This window comes from Roseovarius sp. SCSIO 43702 (assembly GCF_019599045.1).
In the GTDB taxonomy this organism is placed as follows: domain Bacteria; phylum Pseudomonadota; class Alphaproteobacteria; order Rhodobacterales; family Rhodobacteraceae; genus Roseovarius.
The window spans coordinates 2,949,182-2,970,772 of record NZ_CP080623.1 but is presented as its reverse complement, the minus strand read 5'-3'; the positions used below and the strand labels follow the sequence as shown (position 1 = coordinate 2,970,772).

General features: G+C 66.8%; 22 protein-coding genes and 1 tRNA gene. 6 read left to right on the top strand and 17 right to left on the bottom strand.

Features of this window, described 5'->3' with window-relative positions:
- Positions 1-62 precede the first annotated feature (62 nt).
- The 7 genes from K1T73_RS14770 to K1T73_RS14740 all read right to left on the bottom strand — a co-directional run bounded on the left by K1T73_RS14770 (position 63) and on the right by K1T73_RS14740 (position 7,864).
- Positions 63-1,208 (bottom strand): iron-containing alcohol dehydrogenase, encoded by a 1,146-nt coding sequence (locus K1T73_RS14770; protein WP_220601433.1) that lies wholly within the window; start codon positions 1,206-1,208, stop codon positions 63-65.
- Positions 1,205-2,584, bottom strand: coding sequence for an aldehyde dehydrogenase family protein (locus K1T73_RS14765; RefSeq protein ID WP_220601432.1), 1,380 nt, complete (start codon positions 2,582-2,584; stop codon positions 1,205-1,207). Before K1T73_RS14765 ends, K1T73_RS14770 begins: the two co-directional genes overlap by 4 nt.
- A gap of 34 nt (positions 2,585-2,618) precedes the next feature.
- Positions 2,619-3,980 carry a glutamine synthetase family protein gene (locus tag K1T73_RS14760; RefSeq protein WP_220601431.1) on the bottom strand — a complete coding sequence of 454 codons (1,362 nt, stop codon included), beginning with the start codon at positions 3,978-3,980 and terminating at the stop codon, positions 2,619-2,621.
- A gap of 115 nt (positions 3,981-4,095) precedes the next feature.
- Positions 4,096-5,136: a TRAP transporter substrate-binding protein gene (locus tag K1T73_RS14755; RefSeq protein ID WP_220601430.1), complete on the bottom strand. Its 1,041-nt coding sequence runs from the start codon at positions 5,134-5,136 to the stop codon at positions 4,096-4,098.
- A gap of 52 nt (positions 5,137-5,188) precedes the next feature.
- Complete coding sequence (locus tag K1T73_RS14750) at positions 5,189-6,511, bottom strand: TRAP transporter large permease subunit (RefSeq protein ID WP_220601429.1); 1,323 nt, start codon at positions 6,509-6,511, stop codon at positions 5,189-5,191.
- Complete coding sequence (locus K1T73_RS14745) at positions 6,511-7,107, bottom strand: TRAP transporter small permease subunit (protein ID WP_220601428.1); 597 nt, start codon at positions 7,105-7,107, stop codon at positions 6,511-6,513. Before K1T73_RS14745 ends, K1T73_RS14750 begins: the two co-directional genes overlap by 1 nt.
- Complete coding sequence (locus tag K1T73_RS14740) at positions 7,100-7,864, bottom strand: N-formylglutamate amidohydrolase (protein WP_220603764.1); 765 nt, start codon at positions 7,862-7,864, stop codon at positions 7,100-7,102. The genes K1T73_RS14745 and K1T73_RS14740 overlap by 8 nt, the downstream gene beginning before the upstream one ends.
- 114 nt (positions 7,865-7,978) lie before the next feature.
- Between K1T73_RS14740 and K1T73_RS14735 the strand changes: the two genes are divergently transcribed.
- Positions 7,979-8,857: a MurR/RpiR family transcriptional regulator gene (locus K1T73_RS14735; RefSeq protein ID WP_220601427.1), complete on the top strand. Its 879-nt coding sequence runs from the start codon at positions 7,979-7,981 to the stop codon at positions 8,855-8,857.
- A 108-nt stretch (positions 8,858-8,965) separates the two neighbouring features.
- Here K1T73_RS14735 and K1T73_RS14730 read toward each other — a convergent pair whose 3' ends face one another.
- The 8 genes from K1T73_RS14730 to K1T73_RS14695 form a co-directional block, all read right to left on the bottom strand.
- Positions 8,966-10,177: an MFS transporter gene (locus K1T73_RS14730; protein WP_220601426.1), complete on the bottom strand. Its 1,212-nt coding sequence runs from the start codon at positions 10,175-10,177 to the stop codon at positions 8,966-8,968.
- Positions 10,178-10,354: 177 nt separating this feature from the next.
- Positions 10,355-11,461 carry a TFIIB-type zinc finger domain-containing protein gene (locus K1T73_RS14725; RefSeq protein ID WP_220601425.1) on the bottom strand — a complete coding sequence of 369 codons (1,107 nt, stop codon included), beginning with the start codon at positions 11,459-11,461 and terminating at the stop codon, positions 10,355-10,357.
- Positions 11,462-11,523: 62 nt separating this feature from the next.
- Complete coding sequence (locus tag K1T73_RS14720) at positions 11,524-12,639, bottom strand: SPFH domain-containing protein (protein WP_220601424.1); 1,116 nt, start codon at positions 12,637-12,639, stop codon at positions 11,524-11,526.
- Positions 12,640-12,654: 15 nt separating this feature from the next.
- On the bottom strand, positions 12,655-13,566 hold the full coding sequence (locus K1T73_RS14715; RefSeq protein WP_220601423.1) for a DUF2927 domain-containing protein: 912 nt from the start codon (positions 13,564-13,566) through the stop codon (positions 12,655-12,657).
- Between the two features lie 44 nt (positions 13,567-13,610).
- Complete coding sequence (locus tag K1T73_RS14710; protein ID WP_220601422.1) at positions 13,611-14,810, bottom strand: toxic anion resistance protein; 1,200 nt, start codon at positions 14,808-14,810, stop codon at positions 13,611-13,613.
- A 34-nt stretch (positions 14,811-14,844) separates the two neighbouring features.
- Positions 14,845-15,747, bottom strand: a complete 903-nt coding sequence (locus K1T73_RS14705; RefSeq protein ID WP_220601421.1) for a 5-bromo-4-chloroindolyl phosphate hydrolysis family protein — start codon at positions 15,745-15,747, stop codon at positions 14,845-14,847.
- 2 nt (positions 15,748-15,749) lie between these two features.
- Entirely contained in the window at positions 15,750-15,980 is a 231-nt protein-coding gene (locus K1T73_RS14700) for a hypothetical protein (protein WP_220601420.1), read from the bottom strand.
- A gap of 82 nt (positions 15,981-16,062) precedes the next feature.
- Complete coding sequence (locus K1T73_RS14695; RefSeq protein ID WP_220601419.1) at positions 16,063-16,881, bottom strand: TerC family protein; 819 nt, start codon at positions 16,879-16,881, stop codon at positions 16,063-16,065.
- Between the two features lie 171 nt (positions 16,882-17,052).
- On the opposite strand from K1T73_RS14695, the gene K1T73_RS14690 reads away from it, so the two are divergent.
- Entirely contained in the window at positions 17,053-18,072 is a 1,020-nt protein-coding gene (locus K1T73_RS14690) for a GlxA family transcriptional regulator (protein WP_220601418.1), read from the top strand.
- A gap of 17 nt (positions 18,073-18,089) precedes the next feature.
- Here K1T73_RS14690 and K1T73_RS14685 read toward each other — a convergent pair whose 3' ends face one another.
- Entirely contained in the window at positions 18,090-18,920 is an 831-nt protein-coding gene (locus tag K1T73_RS14685) for a pseudouridine synthase (protein ID WP_220601417.1), read from the bottom strand.
- 62 nt (positions 18,921-18,982) lie between these two features.
- On the opposite strand from K1T73_RS14685, the gene K1T73_RS14680 reads away from it, so the two are divergent.
- Entirely contained in the window at positions 18,983-19,510 is a 528-nt protein-coding gene (locus K1T73_RS14680; RefSeq protein ID WP_220601416.1) for a nucleoside deaminase, read from the top strand.
- Here K1T73_RS14680 and K1T73_RS14675 read toward each other — a convergent pair.
- Positions 19,489-19,563, bottom strand: a tRNA-Thr gene (locus K1T73_RS14675). The genes K1T73_RS14680 and K1T73_RS14675 overlap by 22 nt on opposite strands.
- An 85-nt stretch (positions 19,564-19,648) precedes the next feature.
- Here K1T73_RS14675 and K1T73_RS14670 point away from each other — a divergent pair.
- From K1T73_RS14670 to K1T73_RS14660, 3 genes are read left to right on the top strand one after another with little or no spacing between them, the layout of a single operon-like run.
- Complete coding sequence (locus K1T73_RS14670) at positions 19,649-19,804, top strand: hypothetical protein (protein WP_220601415.1); 156 nt, start codon at positions 19,649-19,651, stop codon at positions 19,802-19,804.
- A gap of 4 nt (positions 19,805-19,808) precedes the next feature.
- The gene (gene murA / locus K1T73_RS14665; protein WP_220601414.1) at positions 19,809-21,077 is read left to right on the top strand and encodes a UDP-N-acetylglucosamine 1-carboxyvinyltransferase; all 1,269 of its coding nucleotides are present in this window, start codon (positions 19,809-19,811) and stop codon (positions 21,075-21,077) included.
- Complete coding sequence (locus K1T73_RS14660; RefSeq protein WP_220601413.1) at positions 21,074-21,547, top strand: DUF2948 family protein; 474 nt, start codon at positions 21,074-21,076, stop codon at positions 21,545-21,547. Before murA ends, K1T73_RS14660 begins: the two co-directional genes overlap by 4 nt.
- Positions 21,548-21,591 lie beyond the last annotated feature (44 nt).

The following is a 21,591-nucleotide window of genomic DNA, read 5'->3' as shown; positions in this document are numbered from 1 at the left end:
GCGCGCCGCGTTAACCCGATCGAAACCCGGGTCGGTCAGGGTGACATCACCTGGCGCGACTCTCAGATCGTCGCCTCGAACAGATGATGGAGGTTTTCACGGGTCAGTGGCACGGGGTTGCCGCCACAGGACGGATCGTCGAGCGCCATGGTCACGAGCTCGTCGATACTGGTCTTGCTTACCCCCATCTCGGAGAGCTTGCGCGGAATGCCGAAGCTGTCGTTGAACTCCTGCACGAAGGTGCGGAAGCCGTCGAAGCCGCCCTCGACCCCGATATAGGAGGCGGCACGGTCGAACCGGTCGGCGATCGCGGGCGCGTTGAGGTCGAGAACGGCGGGCATGCAGACCGCGTTCGTGGTGCCGTGATGGGTGTTGAAGACGGCTCCGATGGGGTGGCTCATGGCGTGGATCGCGCCCAGCCCCTTCTGGAAGGCGGTGGCACCCATGGCGGCGGCGCTCATCATGTTGGCGCGCGCCTCGATATCGCTGCCGTCCTCGTAGGCGCGGGGCAGGTTCTCGATGACGAGGCGCATCCCTTCGAGCGCGATGCCCTGGCTCATGGGGTGATAATGCGGGGACGAGAACGCCTCGACGCAATGCGCGAAGGCATCGAGACCGGTGCCCGCGGTGATGAACCTGGGCATGCCCACGGTCAGTTCGGGATCGCAGATCACGACGGAGGGCAGGACGAGAGGATGGAAGATGATCTTTTTCACATGGGTCTGCGAATTGGTGATGACGCTTGCGCGGCCGACTTCAGACCCGGTGCCGGCGGTCGTGGGCACCGCCACGATCGGCGCGATCGCGTCGGCATCGGCACGGGTCCACCAGTCGCCCACATCCTCGAAATCCCAGACGGGGCGCGTCTGGCCCGCCATGAAGGCCACCATCTTGCCCAGGTCGAGCCCCGAGCCGCCACCGAAGGCCACGACCCCGTCATGGCCGCCCGACTTGTAGGCCTCGACCCCGGCCTCGAGATTGATCTCGTTGGGGTTCGGGTCCACCTCGGAGAAGATCGCGCGCCCAAGTCCCGCAGCGTCGAGGATGTCGAGCGCCTGCGCGGTGACCGGAAGGCCCGCAAGGCCCTTGTCGGTCACGAGCAGGGGTTTGGTGATCCCCGCCTGTGCGCAGGCATCGGGAAGCTCCTTGATCCGGCCGGGGCCGAACTTGATGGCGGTGGGGTAGGACCAGTTTCCGACGAGGCTCATGATGTCACCTTCTTGAGATGGTAGGATTTCGGACGGGTGAGATTGTGATAGCCGATGACCGAAAGGCCGCCGCCGCGCCCGGTATCCTTGCACCCGGTCCAGCAGAGGCCGGGATCGAGATAGTCGGCGCGGTTCATGAAGACGGTGCCGGTCTCGATCCGGTCGCCCACGGCTTCGGCACGGGCAAGATCGCGCGTCCAGAGCGAGGCGGTGAGGCCGAACTGGCTGTCGTTCATGAGGCGGATCGCCTCGTCATCGTCCTTGACGGGCATGATGCCGACGACGGGGCCGAAACTCTCGTCGCGCATGACGCGCATCTCGTGGGTCACGTTGGTAAGGATCTGGGGGCTGAGATAGGCGCCGCCATCGTCGGCCGCGAAGGTCTCGATATGGGCCTTCGCGCCCATGCCGACCGCCTCGTCGATCTGCGCGCGCACCTCGTCGGCGAACCGTCTGTGCGCCATGGGCCCGAGCGTCGTCACCTCGTCGAGCGGGTTGCCCAGCGTGTAGCCGTTCACGATCGCCACCGCTTTCTCGACGAAGGCGTCGAAGAGGCTTTCGTGGACATAGATCCGCTCGATCCCGCAGCAGCATTGACCGGCGTTGAACATCGCCCCGTCGATCAGCGTATCGACCGCGGCGTCGAGGTCCGCGTCCTCCATCACATAGCCCGGATCCTTGCCGCCAAGCTCGGTGCCGACCCCGGTGAAGGTGCCCGCCGCCGCGCGCTCCATCGCCTTCCCGCCACCGACCGAGCCGGTGAAGTTGACGAAGTCGAAGGCGCGCGAGGCGATGAGCGACGAGGTGGTGTCATGGTCGAGGAAGACGTTCTGGAAGACATCCTCGGGGATGCCCGCCCCATGGAAGGCCCGCGCCATGCGCTCGCCCACCAGGAGGGTCTGGGTCGCGTGCTTGAGGATCACTGTGTTGCCGGCGATGAGCGCGGGCGCGACGGTGTTGATCGCGGTCATGTAGGGATAGTTCCAGGGCGCCACGACGAAGACCACACCTTGCGGGATGCGCTTGATATAGCGCTTGAAACGCGCGTCCTCGCCCACCTCGATGGGGGCGAGCGCCTCCTCGGCGATCCGGGCCATGTGGCTCGCGCGCTCCTCGAAGCCGCCGAATTCGCCGCCGTAGCGGACGGGGCGGCCCATCATGCGGGCGAGCTCGGGGACGATCTCGTCATTCATCGCGCCCACGGCGGCGACGGCCGCCATGACGAGGTCGATACGTTCCTGAAGCGGACGCGCGGCCCAGGCGGGTTGCGCCGCCCGGGCGCGCCGCGCCGCGTCGGACGCGGCGTCGGGCGTGAGCGTCTCGCGTTCGGCGAATACGGTGCCGTCGATGGGAGAGATACATTGAAGGGTCGTCATGGCAGGTCCTTCATCTTGCCGGAAATATCCAGAATCACGCCAGTTCGAATCCGCGCGCGATCTCGTAATCGGTGACCACGCGGTCGAAATCCTCGATCTCGACCTCGGCCGCGCGGGCGTAGTGCTCGACCACCTCGTCGCCCAGGGCCGCGCGCAGCATGTCCGAGCCCAGAAGCGCCTCGCGCGCGTCGCGCAGGGTCGAGGGGATCGCGCCCGCGTCGTCGGCATAGGCGTCGCCCGCGAAGGCGGGCGCCAGCTCGAGCTTGTCCTCGATCCCCTTGATCCCGGCGGCCAGTTGCGCGGCCATCGCGAGGTAGGGGTTGATGTCCGACCCGCCGATGCGGTTCTCGACACGGATGGCCCTGGTCCCGTCGCCGCAGAGGCGGAAGCCCGCGGTGCGGTTGTCCACCGACCAGATGACGCGGGTGGGCGCGAAAGTGCCCTTCTGGAACCGCTTGTAGCTGTTGATGTAGGGCGCGAGGAAATAGGTGCAGTCGGGCGCGTATTTCAGGAGGCCGGCCATGTAGTGTTTCATCAGTTGCGACATGCCCAGATCGTCGCTCTCGTCGAAGAAGGCGGGCTTGCCGCCCTGCCAGAGCGACTGGTGGATGTGGCTCGAGCTTCCGACCTTGTCGGCGTGGAGCTTGGGCAGGAAGCTGGCGGCGTGGCCCTGTTGCCACGAGATCTCCTTGATCGCGTGCTTGGCGATGGTGTGGTAGTCGGCCGTGTCGAGGGCGGGGGCGTATTTGATGTTGAGCTCTTCCTGGCCCAGCTCGGCCTCGCCCTTGGTGTTCTCGACCGGGATGCCCGCCGTCCAGAGGTGATTGCGGATCGGGCGCATCACGTGTTCTTCCTTGGTGGTCTGGAGGATGTGGTAATCCTCGTTATGGCCCGAGATCGGGGTCAGGTCGCGGAAGCCGGATTTGCGAATCTCGTCGTGGCTTTTCTCGAAAAGGAAGAATTCGAGCTCGGTGGCCATCATCGCCTCCAGCCCCATGTCGGACAGCCGCGCGAGCTGACGTTTGAGCATGGCGCGGGGGGAATGGGCGATGTCCTCGTGGGTGTGATGGTCGAGGATGTCGCAGAGCACCATGACCGTGCCGTCGAGCCATGGGACGGGCCGCAGGGTCGAAAGATCGGGCTTCATCACGTAATCGCCATAGCCGCGCTCCCACGAGGTCGCCTTGTAGCCCGAGGGGGTCGACATGGGCAGGTCCGTGGCGAGCAGGTAGTTGCAGCAATGCGTTTCCTCGTAGGCCCCGTTCACGAAATGCCCGGCGTGGAACCGTTTGCCCATGAGCCGGCCCTGCATGTCCACGAAGCAGACGAGAACGGTGTCGATGTCGCCGTCGGAGACGCGGGATTTCAGATCATCGAAGCTGAGCTGTGCGGGCATGGCGGCCTCTTGAATAGGGATTGAACAGGGAAAGCCCGTCCCGGACCTGGTCCGGGACCTCCCGTGCTGTCAGGGAGGCCCCGGATCGGGGTCCGGGCCGGATCAGGCTATGCGATCAGGTCACGCCGTAGCGATAGGGGCGGCCTGCCTCGCGCATGGTCTTGTTGTATTCCTTGAAGATGCCGACCACCTTGGCCTTCACCTCGGACTCGGCGGCGATCTCGTCCCAGAACACTTCGGCGGCTTCCTCGACCTTCTCCCACTCGGCATCGGGGATGGTGGTCAGCTTGAGCTTGTCGCCGTTAACGCGCAGCTTGGCCTCGCCGCCCCAGTACCAGTGCTGGCGGTAGTAGTGGGACTGTTCGCAGCAGACCTTGAAGAGGGTCTTGAGATCCTCCGGCAGTTCGTCCCAGCGGCCCTGGTTGGCGAAGAAATGGCCGATCCAGGCGCCCGAGATGTTGTTGGTGAGGAAGTAGTTGGTCACGTCGGCCCAGCCCACGGTGTAGTCCTCGGTGATACCGGACCACGCGATTCCGTCAAGCTCGCCGGTCTGGACGGCGACCTCGATATCCTCCCAGGGCAGGTTCACCGGCACCACGCCGAATTGCGACATGAAGCGCCCGGCGGTGGGGAAGGTGAAGATGCGCTTGCCTTCGAGATCGGCAAGGCTGTTGATCGGGTCCTTCGTGGCGAAGTGGCAGGGATCCCAGGCACCGGCCGAGATGTGCTGCACGCCGACCTTGGCGTATTCTTCCTTCCAGATCTCGTCGAGCCCGTATTCGTTGAAGAGCACCGGCACGTCGAGAGAGTAGCGGCAACCGAAGGGGAAGTAGCCGCCGAAGACCGTGACCTCGGTGGGCGAGGCCATGGAATCGTCGTCCGACTGGACGGCGTCGATCGTCCCGCGCTGCATGGCGCGGAAGAGCTCGCCCGTGGGCACGAGCTGATCGGCGAAGTAGAGCTCGATCTGCATGCGGTCGCCGGCGATCTTGTTGAACATGTCGATCGCGGGTTTCGCCACGTGCTCGGCCAGCGCCGCGCCGGCATAGGTTTGCAGGCGCCACGTGATCGTGGACTGGGCGATGGCGGGAGCGGCGAGCGGGGCCGCGACGGCGCCGACACCGGCGGTCTGGAGGAACTTGCGTCTCGTGGTCATTGGTCTTCTCTCCTTTGTTGAGGTGACGTCCCCTGGCCGGGGCTCTTGGTGGTTATTTTCCGTAGATGTATTCGGGCAGCCAGAGCGCGATCTGCGGGAATATCATGACGAGTGACAGCGCGCCCACCATCACCAGCACGAAGGGGATGATCGACACGTAGATGTCGCGCAGTCCGATCTCGGGCGGGGCCATGGCGCGCATCAGGAAGAGGTTGTAGCCGAAGGGCGGCGTCATGTAGGCGATCTGGGTCGTGATCGTGTATAGCACGCCATACCAGATGAGGTCGAACCCGAGCTCACCCACGAGCGGCACGTAGAGCGGCGCCACGATGACCAGCATGGCGGTGTCGTCGAGGAACGTGCCCATGAGGATGAAGCTGAGCTGCATCAGGATGAGGATGCCCCAGGGACCGAGGCCGAGTTGCGTGGTGAAGAGATCCTCGATCGCCTTCACGGCGCCCAGCCCGTCGAAAATCGCGCCGAAGCCCAGGGCCGCGAGGATGATCCACATGAACATGCACGAGATGCCCAGCGTGTTGCGCACCGAGTTCTCGAACACTTCGCGGGTCATGCGCCCCTTGAGCACCGCCGCGAGGAACGCCGCGAGCGCCCCGATGGCCGAGCTTTCGACGAGCGAGGTCCAGCCCTTGACGAAAGGGATCATCATCGTGGCGAAGATGATGAGCGGCAGGAGGCCCGCACGCAGGAGGCGCAGTTTCTCGGACATGGGAAGATCGCGTTCCTCGGCGGGCAGGACCGGACCGAGATGCGGCTGCATCCGGCAGCGGACATAGATGTAGATGACAAAGAGCGTGGCCATCAGCAGGCCCGGCATGACGCCCGCGAGCCAGAGCTGACCCACCGGTTGCCGCGCGATCATCGCGTAGAGGACGAGCACCACGGAAGGCGGGACGAGAATGCCGAGGGACGATCCCGCCTGGATCACCCCCGTCACCATGATCTTGTCATAGCCGCGGCGCAGAAGCTCGGGCAGGGCGATGGTGGCGCCGATGGCCATGCCCGCCACCGAAAGGCCGTTCATCGCCGAGATCAGCACCATGAGGCCGATCGTGCCGATGGCGAGGCCGCCCTTCACCGGCCCCATCCAGACGTGGAACATCTTGTAGAGGTCGTCGGCGATGCGGCTTTCGCTGAGGACGTAGCCCATGAAGATGAACATCGGCAAGGTCAGCAGCGGATACCATTTCATCAGCTTCATCGCCGCCGAGAAGGGCACGTCCACCCCGCCGGTGCCCCACAGCAGCAGCCCCGCCACCGCCCCCACGAAGCCGATGGCGCCGAAGACGCGCTGCCCGGTCAGGAGCATCAGCATCATCGAGCTGAACATCAGCAGGGCGATCATTTCATAGGGCATCAGACCTCCACCCCGCGCAGGCGTGCGATATCGCGGAAGAACTCCGCAAGGCATTGAAGCAGCATGAGAAAGACGCCCACGCAGAGGATCGCCTTGACCGGCCAGATGAAGGGCCGCCACGCGGTCGAGCTTCGTTCCATGTAGCCCATCTTCTCGCGCGCGGCATCGGCGCCGTCGGTGACGAGGGTGACGAGGAGATCCCAGAAGAACGAGAAGGGTTCGGTCCCGAAATAGCCCAGCGAATAGGCCGTGGAGCCCACGGCCCCGTAGAACAGGACGCCAAGATAGAACATGAGGAAGAGCACCGTGAAAGCGTCCACCCAGGCCTTGGTGTGCGTCGACCACGATCCGTAGAAGAGGTCCATCCGCACGTTCGAGCCCATCTGGATCGAGTAGGGGCCGCCCAGCACGTAATAGGCCACCATCACGAATTGCGCGGTCTCGAGCGTCCAGAGCGACGGGACGAAGAAGGTCTTGGAGACCGAGGACCAGAGCAGCACGCCGATCAGCGCGAAGATGAGATACATCGTGATCCGCCCGATGACGCGGTTCATCGCGTCGATGCCGCGGATATAGCCGAGGATCGCCTTAGGCATCTTGCGCGCCCTCCCTGTCCAGGCCCACGCGCGCGAGGGCGGGCCGAAGGAGCGTCAGGATCTCGCCGGTGATGGCCGTCTCGTCCTCGGGGGTTTGCAGCAGGTCGTTGCGGATCTCGATCATCACGTTCGGCAGCGCGTTGGGCAGGGCGTGGAGCGCCAGCGAGTGGGTGACGCCGTCCTGCGGGCCGTAGGGCGCGTTGCGCTCGATCCGGCGGTGGGGCAGCGCGTGCGCCATGTCGAGCATCGCGTCGGCGAGCCGGGTGTCGCTGTCGTGCAGGATGCCCAGCTCAACCGCGCGGGGGCGGTCGTTGAAGACGGGCGTGAAACTGTGGATCGTGACGAGCGCGGTGGGGCGACCGGCCGCGCGGCGACGGGCCAGCAGGTCGGTCACGGCGCGGGTGAAGGGGGTGTAGACCGCGTCGATGCGCGCCTGCTGCGCCGCGGGGTCGATGCCGGCGTTCCCCGGCACGGCGATCTTCTCGGACTGCGCGGGCATGGCGGTGGGGGCGTCGGGCGGACGGTTGCAATCATAGACGAGCCGCGAAACGGTCGAGGCGACGAGCGGCGCATCGAGCGCCCGCGACAGCCCGAGCGCCACGGCCCGCGCCCCCGGATCCCAGGCGGCGTGGCTCTGGCGGTCGTCCTCGGACAGGCCGAGCGTCCCGAAGGCGGGCGGGAAACGGTTCGAGGCGTGTTCGCAGAGAATCACCGCCGGCCCCGCGCCATCGGTGTTGACGCGCTCCACGGCCTGCATTTCATCGTGTTTCGCCGCGTCTTGCACCGCGTTCCCTCCCCTGTCTGAAAAAATGTTTTCACACGGGGCGCGATGTGTCAATATATTCACACAGGCGAGCCGCAGGTCATCCCGATGCCAGAGAAAAGCCCCAGTGTCCGCGACCTCATCCGCGCCGAATACGAGGGGCTGACGCCGTCGGAGCGCAAGTTCGCCAACGCGCTCCTGCAGGACTATCCCGGTGCGGGGCTTGCCTCGATCACCGAGGTGGCGGCGAATGCGGATGTCTCGACCCCGACGGTCGCGCGCATGGTCCAGAAGCTGGGGTTCAAGGGATTTCCCCAGTTCCACCGCGCGCTGCTGGACGAGTTGCAGGCCAAGGTGTCCGGTCCGACGCAGCGCCGCGCGGCCTGGGCCACCGAGGCGCCCGAGACGCATCTGCTCAACCGGTTCGCGCAGGCGGTGACGCATAACCTCGCGCAGAGCTTCTCGCATGTGGACAGTGCGAGTTTCGATGCATCGGTGGCGCTTCTGGCCGGGAGCGAGGGGCAGCTATACGTGGTCGGCGGGCGGATCACCCGGAGCCTTGCCGATTACGCCTTCACCCATTTCCAGGCGATCCGGCCGGGGGTCGTCCACATGACCTCGTCGGCCGCCACCTGGCCGCATTACGTGCTCGACATGGGGCCGGGCGATACGCTCCTGATCTTCGACATCCGCCGCTACGAGCAGAACCTGCTGCGGCTGGCGGAACTGGCGTCGGAACGGGGGGTGAAGGTGGTGCTGATCACCGACCAGTGGACATCGCCGGTGGCGCGGGTGGCCGACCATGCCTTCACCTGCTGGGTCGAGATCCCCTCGGGGTGGGATAGCAACATCGCGACCATGATGCTTCTCGAGGCGATGATCGCGGCGGTGCAGGAGGCGCGCTGGCCCGAGGCGCGCGACCGCTACGAGGAGCTGGACCGCATCTTCGACCAGACGCGCCTGTTCCGGAAGCCGGGGGGCGGGTGAGGGGATTGGTGCGAAGGATCGGGGTCTGCGGATGTCGGTCCGGTGACGGGACCTTTCCGCCGTTCAAAAAGGCGTCTGGACGCAGGTCAGACGAAGGCCGGAAGCGACTTATGCAGACGTCGGCGATGTCGTTCTTGCCGGACGCTCCTGAGCATGGCGGTTGCGCAGTAGAATTGCCGTGGCCGCTGGCAGTGCGGCTGTGCCGAGAAACATCGCGTCGGCTCCGAAGGCACTGGACGCGAGCCCCGTGATAGCCGGTCCCAGGACGCTGCCTGCCGCGGCGGCCAAGAGCGCAGCCGTGAAGCTGAGCGACGGGAGCGACGGAAACAGGCGCTCCGACCAGAACGCCAGAACCGCGCTCGTCATCATGACATGGAGGCCTTGCAGGCCGGCCGACGATATCAACCCGGCCCAGGTCCCCGGTGCGATCGCCACGAGAGCGAGGGACAGGGCGCCAGCCAGCATGAGAACACGCAGCAGCATTGGCAGGCCCATCATATCCTTGATGCGTCCGGTCAAAAGGCCGGCGAGGCCGAACAGACCGTAGAAGATGTAGACGAGCGCGGGTGTGACGCCAACCGGAACGCCCGGCACACCGCCGGCCTCGACCAAGTGATCGGCGGCGAAGGAGATGTAGATCGCCGAGTTCGTGCCGTAGGCAAAGCCAATTGCGTAGAGTGGGATCGCTGCGGTGGCAGCCAGATCCCTCCACTCCTTCTCCTGCCTTCCTTCGGGATCTTTCTCGACGCCCCTCAAGGCGATCCAGTTGCCAAGGAAGGCACAGGCGCTCGCCCCCGCAAAGAACGCCCAGCAAATTCTCCACGACAAGCCGCCGGTGACCATGACGAGCGCCGCGAGCCCAGCCAGCACGATCCCGACGCCCGTGCCGGTGCTGACGCCCGACAGCGCGCCCGGCCGGTCATCGTCTTTGACCTTGCGGTGTATGGCGTCGTTGAACGGGGTCCAGGCAAGGCCGGCACTCGAAGCCGCGAGGAACACCCCGACCGCCACGACGGGCACGTTCGGCGCGGAGGCCACGACTCCCATTCCGACCGTGGCGGCAGCCAGGCCGACCAACACCGGGGATTCCGGCCCCTGCCGGGCAAGGAGAACTGGCGCGATCAGAAGGCCGATGAAGAAACCAAGGAAGCTGAGACTGGAAACGAAGCCGACGGTCGAGGTCGACATAGAGAACGCCGACCTGAACTCGGGGACGAACAGGCCAAACCCCATGCGTCCAGGCCCGAAGGCGACGGCGGTTGCGGCGAAGCCGGCCGCGGACAGGCTCCAGAACGGTTTGATGATGCTGCCCTCCTCCATCCCGTAATGTTCCCGCCAAGGCTCGGTTCCACATCTTCCGATGTTGCGTGGGGTCGGTTCTTATATGCTCCGGCAGCTCAATCCGGATGTCGTGGAAGGGCTCCTTCCCGCCACTCGCTGCGTTCCATGCGAGGGGCAGCTTTGCAGCTAAAACCGGATCAGCCCGCCACCCCGACCCTATCCCGACATCGCCATCACGTAGCCAACCCCCGCCGCGACGATGAGGCCCAGCACCACCGCGATGGCGAGCTTGATGGCGGACCACGGCCGCTCGCCCTGAACCCGTCCGGTGCGGCCGTTGACGACGAAGCGGTAGCTCTTGCCGCGATACTTGTAGGCGGCGAGCCAGACGGGCAGCAGGATATGCTTGAAGGTCACGGCCGATACGTTGGTGTCGATGCGGTGGATGCGCTGCCGGTCGCCGCCGATGTCGAATTTCACATCGCGCGTGATGACCCGGTCCATATGCGCGCGCGCCTCGTCGAACCCCTCGGCAAGCTGGACGGTATAGCCTTCGGCGCGAAAGCCGGCCAGATACTCGGGCCGGTAGGGCTCGAGCGCGGCGAGATCCCACGGCTCGAGCGCGTCGGTATAGCTCTTGGGGAGCGAGGTGGAGGCCAGCACCAGCACGTCATCGAAGAACCGCGCGACGCGCCCCGAGACCCCGCGCCAGCGCACCTTGGCGACCTTCACGCGCTGCCGCTTGCCGTTACGGGTGACGGTGCGGGTCTCGTAATAGACCGTGCCGCGCTCGCCCGCGTAGTCCGATTTCGTGTCGGCGTCGAAGGTCCAGTAGGGGACGTAGATGCCCTGCATCGGGCGCCCCTTGCGCGCGTAGTCCTTCAGCCCCGAGGGGGCGAACCAGAGCCGGCCGAGCCAGTCGGTCATGGCCTTGCGCGCGGCGCGTTCATCGAGCGCGAAGGGCAGCAGGCCGCGCGGCTTGATATGGCGGTACGTCCCGGTATCGGTGACGACCGGCGTGGCGCAGAAGGGACATTCGGAGGCGTGGGTATCGGCGTCGAACTCCACCTCGGCGCCGCAATTGGGGCATTTGAGAACGCGGGTTTCCTCGATTTCCTGCGCCGGAAGCTGTTCCTCGAGGGCCGCGCGGAAGTCGAGCTCGCGGATGGCGCGGGTGGGGGTCGGCGTCTCGATCTCGCCGGTGTTGCCGCAATGGTCGCAGACAAGCCGATCCGCCTCCGGGTCGAAACGGAAGTCGGCACCGCAATTGTCGCAGGGAAAGCGATGTGCGACGGGTTTCGGGGAATGGCCGGTCGTAGGCATGGGCTGTGACGGTCGGATTCTGGGTACTTGGAACCGGAAAGAACGAGGGAGACGGCGCCGTGTCAGGCGGGCGGGGGCGGGGGCGGCAGGACCGTGAAGAGCTGTGCCAGTTCCTGCACGTCGCCCGCGCGCATCCAGCCGTCCTGGCCCTGGGTCCAGACATGGGTGTCGCGGGTGAGCGTGCCCTCCTGCGCCATGCGCCCGAGACGGGCCCTGGAATAGGGGCCGTGGGTCTCGCCCTTCTCGGCGATGTGCCACACATGCTCGACCGGGGGCGGGGGCGGCGGGGCCGATGCGGCGGGTGCGGCGGGTCGTGCCCCCCAGGGACCGCCCTGTCCCATCTGCTGCGCCATGGCGAGACCCATGCCGGCGCCGAGGCCCGCGGCCATGCCGCCGCCCGAGGAATTCTGGGCCGCCTCGGTCATGGCCTCGGCCGCGGAATACTGCGTGAACCGGTCGAGATCGCCCACGAGGCCCATGGAGGTGCGCTTGTCCAGCGCCTTCTCCACCGCGGGGGGCAGCGAGATGTTCTCGATATAGAGCTCGGGGATGGTGAGCCCGTATTCCGCCACGGTGGCGGAAATCGCCTCGGCCACGAGCCGGCCGAGCTCGCGCGTGTTGGCGGCCATGTCGAGCACCGGGATGCCGGAGGAGGCGATGGCGCGGGAAAATTCCTGCACGATGATGTTGCGGATCTGGAAGCTGATCTCGTCGCGGGTGAATTCGCCGTCGGTGCCCACGATCTCCGACAGGAAGCGTGCGGGGTCGGAGACGCGCACCGAGTAGGTGCCGAAGGCACGCAGGCGGGTCGGCCCGAATTCGGGGTCGCGCAGCATGATCGGGTTCTTCGTGCCCCATTTCAGGTCGTTGAAGCGGGTGGTGTTGACGAAATAGATCTCGGACTTGAAGGGCGACTGGAAGCCGTGGTCCCAGTGCTGGAGCGTCGTCATGATCGGCATGTTGTTGGTCTCGAGCATGTAGAGACCGGGGGTGAACACGTCCGCCAGCTGTCCTTCGTGGACGAAAACCGCCGCCTGCCCCTCGCGCACCGTGAGCTTGGCGCCGTACTTGATCTCGTGGCCCTCGCGCTCGAACCGCCAGACCATCGTGTCGCGCGTGTCGTCGGTCCAGTGGATGACGTCGATGAATTCGCCTGAGAGGAAGTCGAAAATGCCCATTGGGGTCTCCCTTGTCTAGATCGTGCCGTCTTCGCCAGCGACGAGGCGGCGCAGGATCGGGCGGGCCTCGTCGATGGTCATGCCGGGGCGGAGGGCGGGGTTGTAGAGGAGTTCGAGCAGCTTCTCGTCATGGGTGGTGAGAAGCGCGAATTCGTCGTCGTCGTTGAAGATCGAGGGCCGCGCGCGGGGGCTGTCATTGGCGAGGCCGAGGCCCTGGGCCACCTCCTCGTGGACGCAGGCCTTGCGCATCAGGGGCGGGTGTTCGGCGCGCACGAAGGCCACCGCGCGGGCATAGCTCGCCCGGTTCTCGTTGCCGCCGAAGGCCGTGACGAGGCAGTAGATGGATTGCGGCAGGTTGCCCACGAGCGACAGCGTGGCCACGTTCACGTTGGGCGAGATGGCGCGCAGCATCGCCTGCGCCTCGTCGCCGTCATCGACGGTCATGAAGAAGACCTGGAAATTCGGATTGTCGTCGGACATCGCGATCGGGTGGCCCGTGACCCGTGCGAGGCGCCGGGCGTAGCGCGCGACCATGGCGCGATCGGCGGCGCGCTGCTCGGGGGCGACGCCGGACCCGAACGCCACCGAGAGACGCACGGGCCCCTCCCACTTGCGCAGGACGCCGGGGCGGTTCGAGGCGCGCTGAACCCCGCCGCCGACGTCGTGTTCGTCGTAGAAGACGATCCGCTCGAAATTGCGCAGGAGGTCGGCGTCGGAATAGTAGGTGTCCGGGCCGCCGCCATCGGTGCGCAGAAGCCCCTGTGCCACGAGATGCATCTCGAGCTTCTCGTAGCGGCGGGCGAGCGCGAGGCTCCGCTCGGAAGGGCCCGGGCGGGCGGCGGGCTTGGGCGGGACGAGGCCCGCGGGCCGTGCCTGCGGCGTGACCTGGGGCCGTTCGGGCACGGGGGTGCAGGCGGCGACAGCCACGAGGACCGCGCCCGCAAGAGCGCGGGATATGGCGCGGCGGTCGATCACGCCTTGGGCACGGCCGTGCCGGCGGTGTCGCCGGTGCCGTCGCGGCGGGCCTTGGCGGAGGCGAGCGTGTCGCGCAACTCGGCCTCCATCTTCTTGAGCTCCTGCTCGGCCGCGGCGCGTTTCGCCTTGCCCTCGTCGGCGATCTGGAGGCTTTCCTCGATCGTGCCGATGAGGTCGGCATTGGCCTTCTTGACCGCGTCGATGTCGAAAACGCCGCGCTCCATCTCCTCGCGGATCATCTTGTTGGATTCGCGGAGGTTCCGCGCGTTTGCGGTCAGCAGTTCGTTGGTGAGGTCGTTGGCCTCGCGCACGGCCGTGGCGGCTTCGGAGGACCGCTGGATCGTCACGGCCTGGGCAAGCTGCGTCTCCCAGAGGGGGACGGTGTTGACGAGGGTGGAGTTGATCTTGGTTACGAGGCTCTTGTCGTTTTCCTGCACGAGGCGGATCGAGGGCAGGGATTGCATCGTCACCTGGCGCGTGAGCTTGAGGTCGTGGACGCGGCGTTCGAGATCGTCGCGCGCGGCGCGCAGGTCGCGGAGTTCCTGCGCCTTCATCACCTGGTCCTTCTCGGGGGCGGCCTCGACCTCGGACTCCTTAACGGGAATGTCCTTCTCGTCCAGCTCGCGCAGCTTTTCCTCGCCCGCCGCGATGTAGAGCGCCAGCTCGTCGTAGAAATCGAGCGTCTTCTCGTAGAGCAGGTCGAGCGACTTGATGTCCTTCAGGAGCGTGTGCTCATGGCTGAGAAGCTCGTCGGTGATGCGGTCGATCTGGCCCTGCACCTCCTCGAAGCGGGCGGTGAACTTGGCGACCGGCGCGGCGCGGCCCAGGAGCTTCTCCCACCAGGATCGTTCGCGGCGCACGTCGAGTTCGGAGACCGAGAAACCGCGGATGGTGGTGACGATGGAGCGCAGGCTGTCACCGGCGGGGCCCACGTCCTTGTTGCGCACGCCCTCGAGCATGGATTGCGAGATTTGCTGCAACTCGGCCTGCGCGGCCGATCCGAAGGACACGATGGAGTTGGTGTCGGACATGTCGATCTCGTCCATGCGCCGCTTGATCTCGGCGCTGGTGGGCGCGTCGGCATCCTTGAGTGGCACGACGGCGTTGGCGTCCTTGGGTTCGGGCAGGATCACGGCGCTGACCTCCTCGACTTCGGCAAGCGTGGCCTCGGCCTTGGCGCGGGTGGTATCTGACATGGGGCGGTTCCCTTTCCTCGAATCGGGTGCGGTATCAATCGCGGTTCAAATGGATGCCTTCGCGTTTCAGCCGGTCGCGGAGGACGGAAATCTCGACCTCGAGATCGGTGCTGCTGTCCTCGAGGAGCGTGCGGGTCTTGGCCGAGAAGTTCTCCTCGAGATCGGAGAGAAGCGTGAGATAGTCGTCGCGCGCGGCCTTGTCGCGGGACCGGGCGTAGACCTCGGCGAACTTGAGCGTCGCGTCGGTCGCGCCCTTGAGATAGACGCCGAGATAGCGGCGCGCGGCGGTGAGATCGCGCGGGTCGTTCTCGACCGTGCGGAGCATGTTGCGCACGCTTGACTGGAAGCGCTCGACGCGGGCCTCGGCCTGCCGGTCGCCGGTACGCTCGATGGCGGCGCGCATGGTGGCGAGGTGCGTTTCGGCCTTGTCGACCACGCGGGCGACGCGGTCGGTCTGGAACTGATCGACGCCTTCCATGCCCTTGTTGCGAAGGGGGTCGGTGCCGAAGGCGGCCACGTGAAGCGCGCCGGCGGCGACGGCATAGAGCAGCGGGCCGAGAATGGTCACGGCGCCATCGTGGGCCATGACGCCAAGGGCCGCGCCGACCCCGGCGAGACAGGCCGCGAGGATCTTGCGCGGAAGCGCCGGGCGGCGCGCGATCTTGCGGGTGTGATAGGCCGCCTCTGCCTCGAGCCCGCCGCGCAGGAGCCAAGCGCCGAGCGTCAGGGCACCGGCGCCGGCAAGGCCCAGCGTCATCGGCACCGGGCCATCGGTGAGCGTGGTGAAGAGAAGCAGGATCGGCGGCACGAAAAGCAGGTTGGCCCGCGCGCCCACCGGGTTGACGCGCGGCGTCATGTCGGAGCCCGCCGCCGGAGCGGGACCGTCGGCGTCGGCGTCGCCGTCGGGACTGTATTTTCCGCCGAAGCGCCGGGCCATCGTCACATGCCCCCGAGCCAGCCGACGCTGACCCCGAGAAGCAGTATCGCGAGGGCCGCGTAGGCGATCTTCTGGAACGTGGTCGGGACCATGATCTCTCCCCTGCCGGATGCGGCGGCCGTGCCGAGCGCGCGCCCGCCCGCATCGAGGGCGCGGGTCGCCGCGGATACAATGATGACGAGGCAGGCAATGAATGCCAGCACCAGCAGTCCGAAAAAGAGCAGTCTCGCCATCGTGACCTCCGGGCCTCAACATAAGGATGGACGCGCGCCGCTGCCAGTGCAAACGGGGCGTGCCCGGCGCGCCTCCATCCGGTCAGTGCCGCCGGCCGCTGCGGCGCTCGGCATTGAGTTTGCGCGTGTAGCCCGACTGGATGACCTCGACGAGGACGAGCACGACCACCGAGAAGTAGAAGGTTGTCTTGGACATCGGCACGATCTCGTAGCCGAAGACCCTGAGGGCGAGGCTGTCGTCATGCATGGCGTGCGCCGCGGCCTGACCTGCCTCGCCCAGCAGGACGACGCCCACGATGAGCAGGATGAAGAGGCCGAGCACCTCGTACATGCGGTTCTTCTCGAGGAAGGCGGTGACGCCGTCGGCGAGAACGAGCATCGCGAGGCCCGACAGGATGATCGCGAAAGCCAGGATCGGGAACACGTCGGTGATCGCGAGCGCCGAGAGGACCGAGTCGAAGGAGAAGATGAGGTTCGTGATGACAATCAGGGTCACGACCTTCCATGCGGGTTTGCCCCGCTGGTCGCTCATGTCGGTGCCGAGGTTCTCGATCGTGAGCATGTGGGCGATTTCCTGCACCGCCGTGTGGATGATGAACACCCCGCCGAAGACGAAGACGCAGGTGGCGAAGTTGACGCCGCCCTCGAGGATGCCGGGAAAGTTCAGGACGAAGAACGGCTCGGCCAGCGCGTCGATGAGCCGGACCATGACGAAGAGCAGCACGATCCGCAGCACCACCGCCAGCACGATGCCCCAGAAGCGCACCGCCTTTTGCTGCGCCACGGGCGCGCGCTGCGATTCGATGGAGATGTAGAGAAGGTTGTCGAAGCCCAGCACCGCCTGGAGGAAACAGAGCATCAGAAGGTTGCCCAGGTTCTCCAGGGTCAGAAGGTCGGTCATGTCGGTCGGTTCCCGCTATGAAGTTCACTGTCCTTGAACGGGTTTACAGGGTTTTGGTTCGAACCTGAATCAAAGAATAATACCGGACGGATGAAAATCGGGCGGGTCGCGCCCGTGATGAGCGGCGTCAACGCACTTGTTTGCGACACCGCGTTGGGGGTAGATCAGCGCATGATCGATCGCAGTTTCATCCCCAAGGGCGCGGCGAGCCTTTCGGTGGCCTATGACGGGCCGCCGCGGGATTATCATTTCCTGCTTCTGCCGAAACTCACCCTTCTGGCGTTCACCGCCGCGGTGGAGCCGCTTCGGATCGCGAACCAGGTAAGCGGCAAGGCGCTCTATCGCTGGTTCCTGATGACCGAGGACGGCCAGCCCGTGCAATGCTCCTGCGGTGTCCGGATCACCCCCGACAGCGCGCTCGAGGACGTGCCGCGGCAGGCGGCGGCCTTCGTCTGTGCCGGGATCGAGCCCGCGACCACCGTCTCGTCGCGTGCGGTCGCGTGGATCAGCCGGCAGGCGGCGCATGGCTGCGAGGTGGGGGGCATCTGCACGGGGGCCTTCGCGCTGGCGCGCGCGGGCGTGATCCGGGGGCGGCGGTTCACGCTTCACTGGGAGAACCAGCCCGCGTTCCAGGAGATCTTTCACGATCTCACGCCGACGGGCCACCTCTACGAGGCCGACCGGGGCCTTCTGACTTGCGGCGGGGGAAGTGCGGCCACGGACATGATGCTGAGCCTGATCGAGCGCGATCACGGCAAGGACCTGGCGCAGATCGTCGCCGACATGTGCCTGCATGCCCGGAGCGGCGGACAGGACGTGGCGCAGCGCTCGGCCTATTCGGCCGCGCTGGGGAGCCGCAATCCGCATCTGATCGCCGCGATCCGCATGATGCAGGAGAATATCGAGACGCCGGTGGACATCCTCGAAATCGCCGACGAGGTGGGCATCTCGCGCCGCCAGCTCGAGCGGCTCTTCCGGCAGCATACGAGCGTCTCGCCGGTGGAATACTACATCGACCTGCGGGTCGCGCGGGCCTATGCGCTGCTCAACGAGACAAATCTCGGCATCGGGGAGATCGCGGCCGCGACGGGGTTTTCCGGCACCTCGCAACTGGCCCAGAGGTTCCGGCGCCGCTATGGCATGTCGCCGGGGGCGTATCGGCGGAGTTGGAGCGTGGCGCCGTCCAAGTGACGACGAGGGACATGGCGCTACTTCCGGCGGCGGCGAGGGACGGGTTTCGATCCCGGTTTCGCCCCGGCCTTCTGCCCCTTGCCGCGGGGTTTCGTGCCCTTCGTCTCCTCCTCGGGGGCGTCGAGCCCAAGCTGATCGCGCAGGATGCGGGGGCGGATTTCCTCGACGGCGCCGGGCTTGAGCTGGCCCAGCTGGAACGGGCCGTAGGACACGCGGATGAGGCGGTTGACCGTGAGGCCCACGGCCTCCATCGCGCGGCGGACCTCGCGGTTGCGGCCCTCGCGGATGGCGACGGTCGCCCAGGCATTCGCGCCTTTCTGGCGATCGAGCGTGACCTGCATCGGCTGGAACTTCTCGTCGTCGAGGACGAGACCCTGGCGCAGCGGCTCGAACGTGGCGTCGTCGGGGCGGCCGTTCACGCGCACGCGGTAGCGGCGCAGCCAGCCGGTCGAGGGCAGCTCCATCCGCCGCTTGAGCGCGCCGTCATTGGTGAGCAGCAAGAGCCCCTCGGAATTGATGTCGAGGCGGCCCACGCTGAGGACGCGGGGCAGGTCGTCGGGGAGCGCGTCGAAGATCGTCTCGCGCCCCTGTTCGTCGCGCGTGGTCGTCACGAGGCCCGCGGGCTTGTGATAGAGCCAGAGGCGCGGCGGCTCGGGCGCGTCGAGGGGGCGGCCGTCGACGGTGATCCGGTCGCCTGCCGTGACGTTGAGCGCGGCGCGGTCGATCACGCGGCCGTTGACCGCGACGCGGCCCGCCTCGACCATGCGCTCGGCCTCGCGGCGGCTGGCGAGACCGGCGCGGGCGATGACCTTGGCGATGCGGTCGCCGGGAGGGGTTCTGTCGGACATGGGGGGCGATGTAGCCCATCGCGCGCGGTTGCGAAAGCGGCGATGAGCGGGCAAGGAGAGGCATGGCGTTCAGAAGCTACATGGATGAAGCGCTCGGGGCGGCGCGGGACGCGGGCGCGCGGGGCGAGGTGCCGGTGGGCGCGGTGCTTGTCGGCGCGGACGGGCGCGTCCTCGCGGTCTGCGGGAACCGGACGCGCGAGCTGAACGACCCCACGGCCCATGCCGAGATGCTGGCCATCCGCGAGGGCTGTGCGGCGGTGGCGTCGGAGCGGCTGACCGGTGCGACGCTCTGGGTCACGCTCGAGCCCTGCGCGATGTGCGCGGGTGCGATCGCGGCGGCGCGGATCGCGCGGGTCTGCTATGGCGCGGGCGATCCGAAATCGGGCGGCGTGGCGCATGGGGCGCGGGTGTTTTCGCATCCGCAATGCCATCACGTCCCCGAAGTGGTGGAGGGCATCGCGGCGGAGGCGTCGGAGGAGATGCTGCGCGCGTTCTTCGCCGACCGGCGTCGCCCGGACAGGACGCAGGCGCATCCTGACGGCAGGCGGCGGAGCGGAAAGGCGGAGAATGGTGCTGCTGGGGAGGATTGAACTCCCGACCTCACCCTTACCAAGGGTGCGCTCTACCACTGAGCTACAGCAGCACAAGTGGTGCGGCTGATAGCTCCAAACATTCCACGGCGCAACCCCAATCTGGACCCCCTTCGAGCCGTGCTGTAGAGAGTGGACATGACCAAGCGGGACAACGATAAAACGAAGGCCGGCGGCGCCGTGGCGCGCGAGGATCGGCTGAAGGCCGCGCTCAAGGCGAACCTCGCGCGGCGCAAGGCACAGGCCCGGGCCCGCAAGGCCAAGACAAACAAGACCGAGCAGGACAAAGGGTAAGGCAATGGACAGTATCGTCGTCACGGGCAACGGCCCGCTCTCGGGCGAGATCCCGATCGCCGGGGCCAAGAACGCCTGTCTCACGCTCATGCCCGCGACGCTTCTGAGCGACGAGCCGCTGACGCTGACCAATGCGCCGCGCCTGTCGGATATCAAGACGATGGCCGAGCTTCTGCGATCGCTCGGAGCCGAGGTCACGACGATGCAGGATGGCCAGGTCCTTGCCATGTCGAGCCATGACCTGAACAACCACGTGGCCGACTACGATATCGTGCGCAAGATGCGGGCGTCCAACCTCGTGCTGGGGCCGATGCTGGCGCGGCTGGGGCACGCGGTCGTCTCGCTTCCGGGCGGTTGCGCAATCGGCGCGCGCCCGATGGACCTTCATATCCATGGGCTCGAAGCGCTCGGCGCCGAGATCGAGCTGCGCGACGGATACCTGCACGCGAAGGCGCCGAACGGCCTTCGGGGTGCCGAGATCGAGTTCGAATTCGCCTCGGTCGGTGCCACGGAGAACGTGATGATGGCCGCGACGCTGGCCAAGGGCACCACGGTGCTGCGCAACGCCGCGCGGGAACCCGAGATCGTGGACCTCGCCACCTGCCTGCGGCGCATGGGTGCGCAGATCGACGGCGACGGCACCAGCGAGATCACGATCGAAGGGGTCGAGCGCCTGCACGGCGCGACGCACCCGGTCGTGACCGACCGGATCGAGCTTGGCACCTACATGCTTGCCCCCGCGATCTGTGGCGGCGAGGTCGAGTGCATCGGTGGCCGGCGCGATCTTCTCGAGGCGTTCTGCGAAAGGCTCGAGGCGGCGGGGGTCGAGGTCACGGAGACCGAGCGGGGCCTGAAGGTGACGCGCCGCAACGGCCGGGTGAAGGCGGTCGACGTCACCACCGAGCCCTTTCCGGGATTTCCCACCGACCTCCAGGCCCAGTTCATGGCCCTGATGTGCACCGCCGAGGGCGAAAGCGTGCTGGAGGAGACGATCTTCGAGAACCGGTTCATGCATGCGCCCGAACTCGTGCGGATGGGAGCCGAGATCGACGTGCATGGCGGCACCGCGACGGTGACGGGCGTGGAACGGATGAAGGGCGCGCCGGTTATGGCCACGGACCTTCGCGCGAGTGTCTCGCTCATCCTCGCGGGGCTTGCCGCGGAGGGAGAGACCGTCGTGAACCGGGTCTATCACCTTGACCGGGGATACGAACGGGTCGAGGAGAAGCTGCGCGCCGTGGGCGCCAGGATCGAAAGGGTGAAAGCGCCATGAGCGAGAATGACGCGAGGTTCGAGGATGGCCGCGAGGCCCCGCTCGATCTCGGGGCCTGGGACCCCGACGACCTTTCGGTGCTCTCGGCCTTGGCGCAGGACGCGGTCTTTCCCGCATCCGAGATGTCGTGGCGCGCGGGCGAGCGGCGCTTCGCACTTCTGCTCAACCGCTTCCGCTGGGAGGATCGCGGGCGGGAGCGGCACGAGCCCGAGCGTGTGCAGTCGCTTCTGGTGGTGGAAAACGTGCTGCGGGTGGCAAGCCAGGGGATCGACCGGCATGACGGGGATCTGATCCTGTCGCTTCTCTCGGTAACGTTCGAGCCGGGGGAGGACGGGACGGGCCATGTCCTGCTGACGCTGGCCGGGGACGGGGCGATCCGGCTTGCGGTCGAGGCGCTGGAACTGAGGCTGCGCGACGTCACGCGGCCCTATGTGGCGCCGTCGCGCAAGGTGCCGGATCACGGCGCGTGATGCCGGTGGCGGGAGCCTCCGGCGGGGATATTTACAGCAAGAAG

Excerpts from the sequence above, each read along its gene's own strand:
- K1T73_RS14770 (WP_220601433.1), bottom strand. The coding sequence starts at position 1,208 with ATGAGCCTCGTCGGAAACTGGTCCTACCCCACCGCCATCAAGTTCGGC.
- K1T73_RS14765 (WP_220601432.1), bottom strand. The coding sequence starts at position 2,584 with ATGACGACCCTTCAATGTATCTCTCCCATCGACGGCACCGTATTCGCC.
- K1T73_RS14760 (WP_220601431.1), bottom strand. The coding sequence starts at position 3,980 with ATGCCCGCACAGCTCAGCTTCGATGATCTGAAATCCCGCGTCTCCGAC.
- K1T73_RS14755 (WP_220601430.1), bottom strand. The coding sequence starts at position 5,136 with ATGACCACGAGACGCAAGTTCCTCCAGACCGCCGGTGTCGGCGCCGTC.
- K1T73_RS14750 (WP_220601429.1), bottom strand. The coding sequence starts at position 6,511 with ATGCCCTATGAAATGATCGCCCTGCTGATGTTCAGCTCGATGATGCTG.
- K1T73_RS14745 (WP_220601428.1), bottom strand. The coding sequence starts at position 7,107 with ATGCCTAAGGCGATCCTCGGCTATATCCGCGGCATCGACGCGATGAAC.
- K1T73_RS14740 (WP_220603764.1), bottom strand. The coding sequence starts at position 7,864 with ATGCAGGCCGTGGAGCGCGTCAACACCGATGGCGCGGGGCCGGCGGTG.
- K1T73_RS14735 (WP_220601427.1), top strand. The coding sequence starts at position 7,979 with ATGCCAGAGAAAAGCCCCAGTGTCCGCGACCTCATCCGCGCCGAATAC.
- K1T73_RS14730 (WP_220601426.1), bottom strand. The coding sequence starts at position 10,177 with ATGGAGGAGGGCAGCATCATCAAACCGTTCTGGAGCCTGTCCGCGGCC.
- K1T73_RS14725 (WP_220601425.1), bottom strand. The coding sequence starts at position 11,461 with ATGCCTACGACCGGCCATTCCCCGAAACCCGTCGCACATCGCTTTCCC.
- K1T73_RS14720 (WP_220601424.1), bottom strand. The coding sequence starts at position 12,639 with ATGGGCATTTTCGACTTCCTCTCAGGCGAATTCATCGACGTCATCCAC.
- K1T73_RS14710 (WP_220601422.1), bottom strand. The coding sequence starts at position 14,810 with ATGTCAGATACCACCCGCGCCAAGGCCGAGGCCACGCTTGCCGAAGTC.
- K1T73_RS14705 (WP_220601421.1), bottom strand. The coding sequence starts at position 15,747 with ATGGCCCGGCGCTTCGGCGGAAAATACAGTCCCGACGGCGACGCCGAC.
- K1T73_RS14700 (WP_220601420.1), bottom strand. The coding sequence starts at position 15,980 with ATGGCGAGACTGCTCTTTTTCGGACTGCTGGTGCTGGCATTCATTGCC.
- K1T73_RS14695 (WP_220601419.1), bottom strand. The coding sequence starts at position 16,881 with ATGACCGACCTTCTGACCCTGGAGAACCTGGGCAACCTTCTGATGCTC.
- K1T73_RS14690 (WP_220601418.1), top strand. The coding sequence starts at position 17,053 with ATGATCGATCGCAGTTTCATCCCCAAGGGCGCGGCGAGCCTTTCGGTG.
- K1T73_RS14685 (WP_220601417.1), bottom strand. The coding sequence starts at position 18,920 with ATGTCCGACAGAACCCCTCCCGGCGACCGCATCGCCAAGGTCATCGCC.
- K1T73_RS14680 (WP_220601416.1), top strand. The coding sequence starts at position 18,983 with ATGGCGTTCAGAAGCTACATGGATGAAGCGCTCGGGGCGGCGCGGGAC.
- K1T73_RS14670 (WP_220601415.1), top strand. The coding sequence starts at position 19,649 with ATGACCAAGCGGGACAACGATAAAACGAAGGCCGGCGGCGCCGTGGCG.
- murA (WP_220601414.1), top strand. The coding sequence starts at position 19,809 with ATGGACAGTATCGTCGTCACGGGCAACGGCCCGCTCTCGGGCGAGATC.
- K1T73_RS14660 (WP_220601413.1), top strand. The coding sequence starts at position 21,074 with ATGAGCGAGAATGACGCGAGGTTCGAGGATGGCCGCGAGGCCCCGCTC.